This window comes from Halochromatium sp. (assembly GCF_046541315.1).
In the GTDB taxonomy this organism is placed as follows: domain Bacteria; phylum Pseudomonadota; class Gammaproteobacteria; order Chromatiales; family Chromatiaceae; genus Lamprobacter.
Genome location: NZ_JBKHDN010000075.1, coordinates 1 through 12,285, shown reverse-complemented (window position 1 = coordinate 12,285; position 12,285 = coordinate 1). Strand labels below are relative to the sequence as shown.

The 12,285-nt window shown below is 65.9% G+C and carries 13 protein-coding genes; 8 read left to right on the top strand and 5 right to left on the bottom strand.

Annotated features, from left to right (window positions below; translation table 11 throughout):
• Nucleotides 1–76 precede the first annotated feature (76 nt).
• The 3 genes from ACLFQI_RS06905 (at nt 77) to ACLFQI_RS06895 (ending at nt 3,322) form a co-directional block, all read left to right on the top strand.
• Nucleotides 77–373, top strand: coding sequence for a hypothetical protein (locus ACLFQI_RS06905; protein ID WP_410758172.1), 297 nt, complete (start codon nt 77–79; stop codon nt 371–373).
• A gap of 293 nt (nt 374–666) precedes the next feature.
• The gene (locus ACLFQI_RS06900; RefSeq protein WP_410758171.1) at nt 667–2,007 is read left to right on the top strand and encodes a hemolysin family protein; all 1,341 of its coding nucleotides are present in this window, start codon (nt 667–669) and stop codon (nt 2,005–2,007) included.
• Nucleotides 2,000–3,322, top strand: a complete 1,323-nt coding sequence (locus tag ACLFQI_RS06895) for a hemolysin family protein (protein WP_410758169.1) — start codon at nt 2,000–2,002, stop codon at nt 3,320–3,322. Before ACLFQI_RS06900 ends, ACLFQI_RS06895 begins: the two co-directional genes overlap by 8 nt.
• 33 nt (nt 3,323–3,355) lie before the next feature.
• Here the strand turns inward: ACLFQI_RS06895 and ACLFQI_RS06890 are convergent, their stop codons facing one another.
• The 3 genes from ACLFQI_RS06890 to ACLFQI_RS06880 form a co-directional block, all read right to left on the bottom strand.
• Entirely contained in the window at nt 3,356–3,646 is a 291-nt protein-coding gene (locus ACLFQI_RS06890; protein WP_410758167.1) for a hypothetical protein, read from the bottom strand.
• A gap of 172 nt (nt 3,647–3,818) precedes the next feature.
• Entirely contained in the window at nt 3,819–4,013 is a 195-nt protein-coding gene (locus tag ACLFQI_RS06885; protein WP_410758166.1) for a CsbD family protein, read from the bottom strand.
• 108 nt (nt 4,014–4,121) lie between these two features.
• A complete protein-coding gene (locus ACLFQI_RS06880) occupies nt 4,122–4,370 on the bottom strand; it encodes a hypothetical protein (protein WP_410758165.1) in 249 nt (82 codons plus the stop codon).
• Nucleotides 4,371–4,761: 391 nt separating this feature from the next.
• On the opposite strand from ACLFQI_RS06880, the gene ACLFQI_RS06875 reads away from it, so the two are divergent.
• From ACLFQI_RS06875 to ACLFQI_RS06855, 5 genes are all read left to right on the top strand, one after another.
• Nucleotides 4,762–6,567: a SulP family inorganic anion transporter gene (locus tag ACLFQI_RS06875; protein WP_410758164.1), complete on the top strand. Its 1,806-nt coding sequence runs from the start codon at nt 4,762–4,764 to the stop codon at nt 6,565–6,567.
• Nucleotides 6,568–6,737: 170 nt separating this feature from the next.
• Entirely contained in the window at nt 6,738–7,379 is a 642-nt protein-coding gene (rnhB, locus tag ACLFQI_RS06870) for a ribonuclease HII (RefSeq protein ID WP_410758173.1), read from the top strand.
• A 2-nt stretch (nt 7,380–7,381) separates the two neighbouring features.
• Nucleotides 7,382–8,146, top strand: coding sequence for a bifunctional 2-polyprenyl-6-hydroxyphenol methylase/3-demethylubiquinol 3-O-methyltransferase UbiG (gene ubiG / locus ACLFQI_RS06865; RefSeq protein ID WP_410758163.1), 765 nt, complete (start codon nt 7,382–7,384; stop codon nt 8,144–8,146).
• On the top strand, nt 8,143–8,754 hold the full coding sequence (locus ACLFQI_RS06860; RefSeq protein ID WP_410758162.1) for an NAD(P)-dependent oxidoreductase: 612 nt from the start codon (nt 8,143–8,145) through the stop codon (nt 8,752–8,754). Before ubiG ends, ACLFQI_RS06860 begins: the two co-directional genes overlap by 4 nt.
• Nucleotides 8,755–8,820: 66 nt before the next feature.
• On the top strand, nt 8,821–9,780 hold the full coding sequence (locus ACLFQI_RS06855; protein WP_410758161.1) for a type II CAAX prenyl endopeptidase Rce1 family protein: 960 nt from the start codon (nt 8,821–8,823) through the stop codon (nt 9,778–9,780).
• A 19-nt stretch (nt 9,781–9,799) separates the two neighbouring features.
• On the opposite strand, the gene ACLFQI_RS06850 is transcribed toward ACLFQI_RS06855, so the two are convergent.
• Together ACLFQI_RS06850 and ACLFQI_RS06845 are read right to left on the bottom strand one after the other, a co-directional pair.
• Nucleotides 9,800–11,668: a cation:proton antiporter gene (locus ACLFQI_RS06850; protein ID WP_410758160.1), complete on the bottom strand. Its 1,869-nt coding sequence runs from the start codon at nt 11,666–11,668 to the stop codon at nt 9,800–9,802.
• The coding region (locus ACLFQI_RS06845; protein WP_410758159.1) for a phosphotransferase enzyme family protein at nt 11,665–12,285 on the bottom strand (621 nt) is incomplete at its 5' end. The genes ACLFQI_RS06845 and ACLFQI_RS06850, both read right to left, overlap by 4 nt.

The following is a 12,285-nucleotide window of genomic DNA, read 5'->3' as shown; positions in this document are numbered from 1 at the left end:
TCAACAGCGCCCTGGTGCAGATGGTCATGGCCGCGCGTGTCGCCTATGGGATGGCCGCGCGTGGAGTCGCGCCGGCGTGGCTGACGCTGGTCATGCGCGCACGCAGACGCCCGTGCGTGCCACCGCGCTCGCGACGCTGTTGGTCCTGGGGCTCGCGCTGTCGTTCGAACTCGAGGCCCTGGCCGAGGCGACCAGCGCGATCATCCTGGTCGTCTTTACCCTGGTGAACCTGGGTCTGCTGCGCATCAAGCGGCGCCAGCCGGAGACGCCGGCCGCGGTCCTGAGGCTACCGATCTGGGTGCCGGGCGCCGGCGCGCTGGTCTCGGCGGGCCTGCTGCTGTTTCAGATCGGCCGCTGGTGGATGGCGGCCTGAATCCGTGTGACCTGACCGAACAGCCGTGTGCCGCCAGAGGCCGCCGCCAGAGGCCACCGTCAGAGGCCGCCGCCGGCAACAACAGCACGATGTCGTCAGTCCAGGGCTTGTCTGGCATAATCGCCGTCGATGAACGCGCATCCGCTGCCGCATGGCGCTCCCCATCCGGTGTCCGAGGAGGTCGACGAGCCTCACAGTTGCCGCCCGCGCGCGGCAGGCTTGGCTAGGCTTGTCTGCCCAGTATTCGCCCATCCCGGCGCTCGCGGATGGGAACCTGGGCGGAGGGCGAAGCGATGAGCCTCTCGACGCTGTTAATCGTCTTCCTGCTCATCCTCATCAATGCGCTCTATGTCGCGGCCGAATTCGCCGCGATCAGCGTGCGCATCACGCGCGTCGAGCAGTTGGCCGCGCAAGGTCGGCGCCTGGCCGCCGGGTTGCTGCCGATCCTGCGCGATGCAGGGCAACTGGATCGTTACATCGCTGGCTGCCAAATCGGCATCACCCTCTCCAGTCTGGTGCTGGGCGCCTTCGGGCAGGCGACGATCGGCCTCGCCCTGGGCAGGATGTTGGCCGAGCTTGGGATACTGGAACCCGTCAGCGCCCATGCCCTGTCGGCGACGGTGATTTTGGTCCTGCTCACCTCGATCCAGGTCATCTTCGGCGAGCTCATTCCCAAGAGCCTGGCACTGCAGTATCCCGTAGGTAGCGCGCTGCTGACCTATCCGCCGATGCGCTGGTCGCAGCTGCTGTTCGACCCCTTTATTCGGTTGCTCAACGGCAGCGGTACGCTGATTCTGCACCGGCTCGGTGTCCCCGCCGAGTCGAGCCACCGACATGTGCATGCGCCCGAGGAGATCGAATTCCTGATCCGCGAGAGTCGTCAAGGCGGCTTGCTGCAGGACAAAGAGAGCGAACGTTTGCGCGAGGCGATTCAGCTCGCCCAGCATCGGGTGCGCCAAATCATGGTGCCACGTGGTCAGATCGCCAAACTCGATCTCGACGCGCCGCTGCCGGAACTGCTGGCGGTCATCGACGCCTCTCCCTATACCCGACTGGTCGTCCACCGGGGTGGCTTGGATGAGGTGCTGGGCTATCTGCATGTGAAGGATCTGGTGGTCGCGATTGCAAGCGGAGACACGCTCGACAGCCTCCATGCATTGGTCCGTCCGTTGCTGTTCCTGCCGAGCAGCCAGAGCATCGATCGCGCGTTGAGCCAACTGCGCGACGGGCATGCGCGCATCGCCCTGGTGGTCGATGAGTATGGCGATGTCGAGGGGCTGATCAGTTTGGAGGACATCATCCGCGAGCTGCTCGGAGAGCTCTCCGACGAATTCAAGTCCTTGACCGGGCAGGTACCAACGCCCCTTGCGGACGGGCGCTGGCGGTTGCCGGGCCGGCTCACGCTCGAAGCGGCGAGCGAATGGGCCCACTCCCTGGGTGCCGCGCGCTTCCAATCGACCCATGCCGAGACGCTGGCCGGCTGGATTCTCGAGCACCTGGAGACCGTCCCAGCGGGCCCGCTCTGTCTGCACACCGACGAGATGGCCCTGGAGATCGAGCGGATGACCGGCGCCGCCATCGAATCCGTGATCGTCTGGATACCCGAGACCGTCGGCGGAGGCGCGGATGACTGAGCTGCTGACGATCCTGTTGATCGTGCTGGCGCTGGTCGCCCTCAATGGGCTCTTTGTCGCCGCCGAATTTGCCATCATCAGCAGCCCGCGCACGGCCATGGTCGCGCGTGCCGAGGCGGGCGACCGGCGTGCCAAGGCGGTGGTGCTCACGCTCGAAGACCCGAACCGGCTCGACCGCTATGTAGCGACGGCACAGCTGGGTATCACCTTCGCCAGCCTGGGGCTTGGGATGTATGGCGAGCACCAGCTCGCGCACCTCTTCGAGGGCTGGCTGGCCGCGCTCGGGCTGAGCGAAGCGGGCGCGAGCCTGACCTCGCATGGCCTGGCGTCGGTGCTGGCCATCGGCCTCATCACCTATCTGCATATCGTCCTCGGCGAGATGATCCCCAAGGCGCTGGCGCTGAGTCAGGCGCAACGGGTCGCCCTCTGGGTCAACGCGCCCATGCGCGTCATCGGCCTGCTGCTCTTCCCGCTGGTGCGTGGCCTCAACCGGGCTGGCATCCTGCTGTTGCGTCTGGTTGGCGTCGAGCGCGCTCACAGCGCCCAGCATTACCTCGATCCTGATGAGCTGGAATTGATCGCCCGCGAAAGTCAGCTCAGCGGATTGCTCAGCGAGGAGAGCGGGCGGGTCTTCCGCGAGCTCGCCGACTTCAGCGAGGTGACCGCCGAGCAGGCGATGGTGCCGCGGGTCTTCACCCAGGGTCTGCCGATCGATGCCAGCGATGCCCAGTTGCGCGCGATCCTCAAACGACACCGCCACACACGCTATCCCGTCTACCGCGGCGATCTGGATCACATCCTCGGCACCGTGCATATCAAGGATCTGCTCGGTCTGCTGCGCGAGGGTCGTGGCCTCGACCCGGCCGTGGTGCGCGAGACGGCCTATTTGCCCGAGACCGCCACCCTTGACGACGTCTTGGCGGGCATGGCCAAGACCCGAAATCAGATGATCGTGGTGATGGACGAGCACGGCGGCACCGCCGGCATCCTGACCATCGAGGATATCTGCGTCGAAGCCATCGGTGAGATCGAAGAGGGGACTGACGATGTCCCCGATGTGCTGGCCATCGGTCCTGATCGCTACCAAGTCGAGGGGACGCTGCGACTCGATCGGCTCGGCGACGTCATCGATCGGGCGCTTGAGCATCCCGAGGTCGAAACCGTGTCGGGATTGATCCTCAGCGAGCTGGGGCGACCGCCGCGCAAGGGCGATCGCATTCAATGGAACGACCTCTTGTTCGAGGTCACCCGGGTGCATGGTCATGGCGTGCAACAGGCGCTGTTGACGCTGGGGGCGACTCCGCCAACATCCTAGGCGCCTGTGCCGCCTGAGGTTAACGAGTGGCGATCAATCGGTGGCGGACTCGACGCGATCGCCACCCTCCTCGACGCGATCGCCGCCCTCCTCGAGAGCGCGATCTGTCCGCTCGGCGGCCTCCCTGGCGGCTTCCCGGGTTGCCTCGGCCGCCCGATCGGCGGCTTCCTGCGTCTCTTCCACCGACTCCTCGACGGCCTCTCCGGCTTGCTCGCTGAATTCGGGGTCCGATTCATCAGGCTCTGACGGGTTCTCGCAGCCCCAGAGCAAGAGCGCCGATAGGGTCATGGCAATCAGTGTCAGTGGGGCGGTGTGGGTCTTCATTCGATCATCTCCGTTGGTCTTTATCGTCGTGGTGATCAGGGACATGGGCCGTTGCGACCTGCCGATCGCCGCCCGATAGCAGCGCAGGTCTTGTTGAGAGGCGTTCACGACAGGGACGCCGTGACGGCCTCAGCCGTCTTCAGTGGGAAAACGGCCTATTGGTGAGCAAGAGCTATGACCACTGGTGCTCATCGACCTGACGCTCAGCCTCCTCCTTGGTGATGCCGTAACGTTCCTGGATCTTGCCGACCAGCTTATCCTTTTGGCCTTCGACGGCCAGCAGATCATCGTCGGTGAGCTTGGCCCAGCGGGTCTTCGCCTGGCCTTGCAGTTGATTCCACTTGCCTTTGATTTCGTCCCAGTTCATCGGGTTCACCTCGTTGTTCAAGTCATGGGTAGGCTTAGCGAGGCCCAGCGCGCCCGGCGCGCTCGGCGCGGAAGGGGATTCACCTCTCGCCCGTCCAGGCTGGCCTCATTACACTTTAACGCATATCTCGTGCCATTGGTCGGCATATCCCATGCCAGCGATCTGCATGTCCCGCGCCAGCGACAGCGCCATCCGCCGTTTGTGATGCTCAGGATCCGCCGGATCGCGCTCTCGCAAGAGGCCATGGCCATGGCCATGGTCCCGGTTAAGGCGGTATGCACTGTTAAGGCGGTATGCGCTTTGACAGAAATCGCCCAGGGCCTCATGTGCCTGCTTGCGGCGAATACGCATCGGCATCCGCGAAGCCCGATCCGCAGGGCGGGTGGCCTCGTGATCAGGCCCTGCGTTCGGCGTTGCTGTCGTTGGTGTTGGCGATTAACCTGGACACTCAGGATGCGCCCGCCGGCAGCAAATCCCCCAGTGTTGGTTTAAATGCACCATATCAAGCGATCGCCAGGTCGTACTGAACTCGCCATTCGCCTTGGCGCGCGGACACGAACATCCCATGGAATCGGGGCTGCTGGGTCAGTGGTGTCCGGCAATCAGGTCGAGCGGCCAACTGAGCGCCGCCGAGCGGCGACGAAATCGGTCCTATCGAAGCGGGCCTTTTCCTGACATCCTAGCCATGCCTCGGCCTCCCGCCGCCGGGTCTCTCCACAACAACGCCGACAACGATCGAACGCTCCCCATGGCCCCTGCACGACTCCGTAGCCGACTGACGTGGCTGTTTCCCTTCCTGGTCTGGCTGCCCAAGGTGCGCCCGGAGGATCTGCGCGCCGATCTCATCGCCGCGCTGACTGGCGCCATCATCGTGCTGCCGCAAGGCGTGGCCTTCGCGACCATCGCCGGCATGCCGCCGGAATATGGCCTCTATGCCGGCATGGTGCCGACGATCATCGCCGCGCTGTTCGGTTCCTCGCGCCACCTGGTCTCCGGCCCCACGACGGCGGCCTCGGTGGTGCTCTTCTCTGCGCTCTCGCTGCTGGCGGTGCCGGGAACGCCGGACTATGTGAGCCTGGCACTGACGCTGACCTTCATGGTCGGCGTGCTCGAATTGGCGCTTGGGTTCGCGCGCCTCGGGGCGCTGGTCAATTTCATCTCGCACTCGGTCGTGGTCGGTTTCACCGCCGGCGCAGCGTTTCTGATCGCCGCCAAGCAACTGAAGCACTTCTTCGGCTTGGAGATGGATGCGAGTGGTCATTTCCATCACATCCTGATCGCGTTTGGTCAGCATCTGATCGACATCAACCCCAGCGCCACGGCGGTGGCGGTCTCCACCTTGCTGATCGGCATCGCGGTCAAACGCTGGCTGCCCAAGTTGCCGTACATGATCGCGGCGATGCTTGGTGGCAGCCTGGTCGCCCTGGGGCTCGATGCCTGGCTGGGTGCTGCCAACACTGGCATCGCCACGGTCGGCGCCTTGCCGGCGAGCCTGCCGCCGCTCTCGGCGCCGATCTCGACCTTCGACCAGATCAAGCAACTGGCGCCGACCGCGCTGGCGGTGACCCTGTTCGCGCTGACCGAGGCCGTGTCGATTGGGCGGGCGCTCGCGGCGCGCGGCGGTTATCGCATCGATGGCAATCAGGAGTTCATCGGTCAGGGGTTGTCGAACATTGTCGGTTCGTTCTTCTCGGGCTACGTCGCCACCGGCTCGTTCAATCGCAGCGGCGTCAACTTCGAGGCCGGTGCGCGCACGCCCTTGGCGGCGGTCTTCGCCGCGCTACTGCTGATGGTCATCGTGCTCTTGGTTGCACCGCTGGCGAGCTACCTGCCGACCGCGGCGATGGCCGGGGTGCTGTTCCTGGTCGCCTGGGGGCTGATCGATCGCAAAGAGATCCGCCATATCCTCACCGCCTCCAAGCGCGAGACCGCAGTGCTGGGGGTGACCTTCTTTGCCGCGCTGTTTTTGGAACTGGAGTTTGCGATCTTCGCCGGCGTGCTGCTGTCCTTGGTGCTCTATCTGGAGCGGACCTCCAAGCCGCGCATCGTGACCCTGGCGCCGGACCCGCGCCTGCCCAAGCATGCCTTCTCCAGCGAGCCGGAGGTGACCCAGTGCCCGCAGCTGCGCTTCATCCGCATCGACGGCTCGCTGTTCTTCGGCTCGGTGGCCCATGTCGAGCGCGGCTTCGATCTGCTGCGCGCGCGCCATCCGAGCCAAAAGCATCTGGCGATCCTGGCCAATGGCATCAATTTCGTCGACCTGCAAGGCGCGCAGGCCCTGGCGGATGAGGCTAAGCGCCGCCAACGCGAGGGCGGTGATCTGTACCTGATCAACGTCAAGCAGGGGCTGTGGGAAACGCTCGAGGCCTGTGGTTGCATCGAGGCGAGGGGCGCGCGCAATGTCTTTCGGGGCAAGGAGGCGGCGATCCATGCGATCTACCAGAAGCTCGACAAGACGGTCTGCGCGACCTGTGAGAAGCGGATCTTCCATGAATGCGCGGGGCCTGAAAGGCCAGCGCGTAGTCCGGATAGAGGAGATGAAACGATAGACTGATCCTTATCGAAAGGGGCGCATGAAGTTTGGATCCTCGGCGAAGACGGTAGGATTCGGTTTGATACTTATGATGGCGAGATTGAAGAGGGTGATGGTGAAAGTGAAGAGGGCAACGAAATTGGCGGCTAAGCGGGTAAGAGCGGGTGGTTAGCGCGCTCTCCCCACACCCCCTGGCACGCGGGTCCGCGCGAGGCGTCGCTGGCGTCGACGAGGCCGGGCGTGGACCACTCGCCGGACCGGTTTGTGCGGCGGCGGTGATCCTCGATCCCACGAACAGCCCGCTCGGCATCAACGACTCGAAGCAGCTCTCGGCGGCACGGCGCGAGCGCTTGGCGCAGGAGATCAAGGCCTCCGCGCTCGCCTGGGCGGTGGCCTTCGTCGAGGTCGCCGAGATCGATCGGATCAATATCCTCCAGGCCGCGTTGCTGGCGATGCGCGAAGCCCTGCAGGCCTTGGCGGTCGCGCCCACGCTGGCGCTGATCGACGGCAACCGCTGTCCTAGCGGGCTGCGCTGTCCGGCCCAGGCGGTGGTGCGCGGCGATCAGACCGTCATCGCCATCGGCGCGGCCTCGATCCTGGCCAAGGTGGCGCGCGATCAACGCATGCGCGAACTCGATCGGCGCCATCCGGGCTACGGCTTCGCGCGGCATAAAGGCTACGGAACCAAGGCCCACCTCGAGGCCCTGACGCGGCTCGGTCCTTGTCGCGAGCATCGACGCAGCTTCGCGCCGGTGCGCGCGCTCGAGGGCCGGCTTGTAATCGACGCGGATGAGCACGATCTCTGCGAACACCCTTCACCGACACGCTGCTGACCATGACGGCTGTCCACCTCAGTGCCCCCGATATCGACCCGAACGAGGTCGCCTTTTTTGAACGACTGGCCCATCGCTGGTGGGACGAGGAGGGACCGTTCTGGCCGCTGCATAAGCTGAATCGGTTCCGGGTCGACTATATCCGCGCCCAGCTCTGCCGGTTCTTCGCCCGCGAGGCGACCGCGCCGCGCCCGCTCGAGGGATTGCGGTTGCTCGACATCGGCTGTGGCGGGGGCCTCCTCAGCGAGCCGATGGCTCGGCTCGGGGCGCAAGTGACCGGCATCGAGATCACCGAGAAGAACCTCCGCGTCTCCCGCATCCATGCCGACTGGAGCGGGCTCGAGATCGACTATCGACTGGCCACCGTGCACGATCTTGCCGCCGCCGGCGAGACCTTCGATGCCGTACTCAACATGGAGGTGGTCGAGCATGTCGAGCATCTGCCCGACTTTCTGGCGGATTGCGCGCGGCTGGTGCGCCCGGGCGGCGTGATGGTGGTCGCGACCATCAATCGCACGCCGCTGGCTTGGCTCATGGCCATCATCGGCGCCGAGCGGATCATGGGTTGGTTGCCGAAAGGCACCCATCACTACCGCAAACTGGTCAAGCCCGAGGAATTGATGCACGGGCTTGGCGAGCAGTTGGTGCCCTTGGATCGCACCGGCGTGCGGGTGAATCCGTTCAATCGGGCGTTCAGTTTCAGCGACTCGATGGCGGTGAACTACATGATGCTGTTCCGGCGCACTGCCGAGGCGGGTGACAGATGAGGATTGCACTGTTCGGCGCGACCGGCGGAACCGGGCGGCAGGTGCTCGCCCAGGGTCTGGCCAACGGCCATCAGATCCGCGCGCTGGCGCGCTCCCCGGACACGTTGGCGCCAGCGCCGGGCCTGGACGTGATCGCTGGCGATGTCCTCGATCAAGCTGCCGTGGACACCTGCCTGAGCGGTACCGATGCGGCGATCTGCGTGCTCGGCAGTCACGGCAGCGCGCAACCGGTCGAGGCCGAGGGCAGCAAGCGCATCATTGCCGGCATGCAGCGCCTCGGCATCCAGCGCCTGATCGCGGTGACCTCGCTGGGCGTCGGTGACAGTCGCGACCAGGTGCCGGGCTTCTTCCGCGTCCTCATGCAGCTGACGCTGAAGAAGATCATGGCCGCCAAGGAAGAGCAGGAGCGGCTGATCCGCGACAGCGGCCTCGACTGGACCATCGTGCGGCCGGGCGGGCTGACCGATGGCCCCGCCACCGGCCGCTATCGCAGCGGGATCGACAAGTCGATCCAGGCAACGCGCGTTTCCCGCGCCGATGTCGCCGATTTCGTCCTGCAACAGTTGCTCGACGCGCGTTATCTGCGACAGACGCCGGCGGTGAGCTAAGTCGCTGTCGCGCATCAGAGGCGGATGATCGGATCAATGCGGTCTACTCAGCCGGTTGCCTGGGCGATGTCTTTTGCCACCAGGGCCAAGGGGTTCCTCGCCGCCGAGGGCGCCGGTCATGCGGCGCGTCTGACGGCGCTCTTCTTTGGTTATCTGTTCGTCGCGCTGTTGCTCGCGGCGGCACTGACCTATCCGCTGATACAAACCGGCTGGCTCGACTATGAACCGCGACGGGTCATGGGACGGCTCGCGCAACTGTTCATCCTGCTCGGTCTCTGGCCCTTTCTGCGCCTGATGGGGCTGGCGCACCGCCAGGCGCTCGGGGTGGCGCCCACGCGCGCGCGCTTGGTACGGGCGATTGGCGGCGGTTGGCTGCTCGGCATCGGGATCCTTGGCGCGCTGGTGTCGCTGGAGCTGATGCTCGGCGTGCGCGTGCCGGATGTCGAACAGTTGCAGGTGCCGAGCCTGCTCGAAAAGGCGGTGGCGGCGCTGATCGGCGGTCTGCTGATCGGCCTGCTCGAGGAGACCTTCTTCCGGGGCGCGCTCTATTCGGCGATCCGTCGCCGCGCGACTGTTGCCGCGGCGGCGGCCGGCTCGGCGCTGCTCTATGCACTGGTGCATTTTCTCAAGCCGCACGCGCTGCCGCCGGGTGTCGCGTTCGACTGGGCCGGAACCTGGAGCATGTTCCTGCAGGTCTTCGCGGGTCTGTTCCAATGGCAGCATCTGGACTCGCTGCTGGCGCTGTTCAGCGCCGGCGTCTTCCTGGCGCTGGTGCGTGAGCGCAGCGGCCACATCGGCTGGTGCATCGGCCTGCATGCGGGCTGGGTCTTCGTCATCCAGCTCACGCGGCGGGCGACCGACGGCGATGAGACGGCCTCCCTGGCCTTCCTGGCCGGTCACTACGATGGGGTCATCGGTTGGTTGGCCGCGTTCTGGATCGCGCTCCTGGCCTGGGGCTATTGGCGGATCAGCGCCTGGCGGGCGAATCGGCGCGCTCGTGTCACGCCCAACCCGGGTCCGGGATAGGCCCTGGCTTGGGAGCCGTTCACCCGTCGGCGGGGTCACCGCTGGCATCCGCGGTTTTGCCCGCCGGTGCCGCCCCGGGCTCTGCGTCGTCGCAGGCATTCTTGCAACCGAACCAGAGCACGCGCTGGCCAGGGGCGGCCTTCAGGGACGTATTGGCTTCGATCAGGCTGATCTCTTTGTCGCTACTGATCACCAGCAGTGGGATCGCGCCCTTGGGCAACGCCGAGTGCATCGCCTTCAGATCGAAGCTCTCGCTGATGCGGGTGCCGTGGAAGCCCCAGCCCTGATACCAGTGCCGTTGCAGGTCTTCGTATTGCACCTCGCTGGAGAATGCGGTGCGCCCGCGCGCTGCCGGTGCTGGTCGCCGCGCCGCGGCGGTATCGGTCTCGCTGCTGGCGAGTTGAAACACCTTCTGCGTTCCCAGTTCCGGCGCGAAGTGCGCGCACACCAGGGCGTTATAGGAATCGTTGTTGCTGGCCGCGAGGAGGGTGCCATAGGCGCCCAGCTCCAGCGCATATTCCGCATGTTCCGACAGCAGTTCGCCGAAGTAGACCGGCACTCCGGCGAGGCGCGCGCTGCGCAACCGGTGCCAGGCGTTGTCGACCACGATGACCGGCACCTCGCGCTCGTGCAGGGCCTTGGCGAGCCCGTTGCTCCATGCCGAGCCACCGGCAATGATGAGGCCGCCGCGCTGCTGCGTGCTTAGGCGCAGGCGCCGGGCCATCCAGCCCAAGCTGAAGCCGTGTAAGACCACGGTGAGCAGGATCAGCGTGAACACCAGTGGTAGCAGCTGCTCCGCGCCCGCAAAGCCGTGTTCGGCCAAGGCCGGGCCGAAGACGCCGGCGACCGCCGCCGCCACCACGCCGCGCGGTGCGATCCAGCCCACCAGCGCGCGCTCTTGCCAGGGCATGCCAACACCGATGGTGCTGATCCAGACCGCCAACGGACGGACGATGAGGATGACCACAGCGACCAGCGCGCCGCTGCGCCAATCCATCGCCGCCATGATCTGCGGGTCCAGGTCGGCGGTGAGCAACAGGAACACACAGGACACCAGCAGGATGGCGATGTACTCCTTGAAGCGGCGGATCTCGCCGATACTTGGCAGGTTCATATTGCCGAGCACGATCCCGAGCACCGTGGCCGCGATCAGGCCGGCTTCGTGCAGCACCAGGTTGGAGAGCGTATAGACGCCGATCGCCGCCGCTAGCGCGAGCGGGCCCTTGAGGTATTCGGGCACCTTGCCGCTCAAGAACGCGCGCCCGAGTAGCCAACCGCCGACACCGCCGAGGAACAGCGCCGTGGCGACGCCGCTGGCCATGCGCAATAGGGCCTCATCCAGCGGGCTCGGGCCGGCGCCGGTGCTGGTGACATAGTCGAATAGCACCACCGCCAACAGGGCGCCGATGGGATCGTTGACGATGCCTTCCCACTTCAGATAAGACGCCGGCCGTCGCTTCAAGCGTGCCTGACGCAGCAGCGGCAGGATCACCGTGGGGCCAGTGACGGTCATGATGGCGCCGAAGATCAGCGCCACCGCCCAGGACAGGCCGCCGATCCAATGCGCCGCCGCTGCCGTCAGCGCGAGGCTCAACGCCACCGCGATGGTCACCAGGCGGTTGACGACGGACGCGGCCTGTCTGAGTTCGGCAAAGTGCAGCGAGAGGCCACCCTCGAACAGGATGGCGGCAACGGCGAGGTTGATCAGCGGCTGATAGGCCTCGCCGAGGGCCTCGCTCGGTCGAAACAGACCGAACCCGGGACCGACCAGGAGCCCGCTCAGACTGAGCAGGATGATGGCTGGGATTTGCAGTCGCCAACCGATCCATTGCACGGCGATGCCGATCACGACCAGGAGGGCGAGGATCTCGGTCAGATGATCGCTCATGCTCGGTGCTGCCGGCAGCTGAAACAGTCGCCGATGATACGCTCGATGTCGGCGCGCTTGGCCTCGATGTCGGCGACCAGCGCGAGCTGGATCAGCGCCTTGTCGAGGTTTTGCTGTGGGCGGACGACGCGGAAGTAGCGGTCGCCCTGGAGATAGTCGGCCAGGAACCGCATCGCCAGCTCGAGCGGGATCAGCCGGATCGCCGGGTACAGGAAGGCGAGGGCGGCGCGGTCGAACAGCGGCGCGGCCAGCTCGGCATAGCCGCCCAACAGCGCGCGGCACAGGTTCAGGTCGAAGTGAGCGCGCGGCGCCTGATTGCCGTCGCCGACGCGGTTGCAGCAGGAGCGCAGACAGTCAGCGATATCATGCTGCCGCAATCCAGGCTGGAGCGTATCGAGGTCGATGAGACAGAGGGCCCGGTCGGCATCGCGCGCGAAGAGCACGTTATCGAGCTTCGGGTCGCCATGCGTTACGCTCACCAGGAGGCTCGCGTTCATCCGCGCTTGCTGCAGGATCGGGATCAGCGCGGTGCGGGCCTCGATCTGCTCGAGGGCGGCCATCACCTCGGCTTGCTCCGCACGCGCGCCCGTGATGAGGGTGTTTGCCGGCTGCGGCTG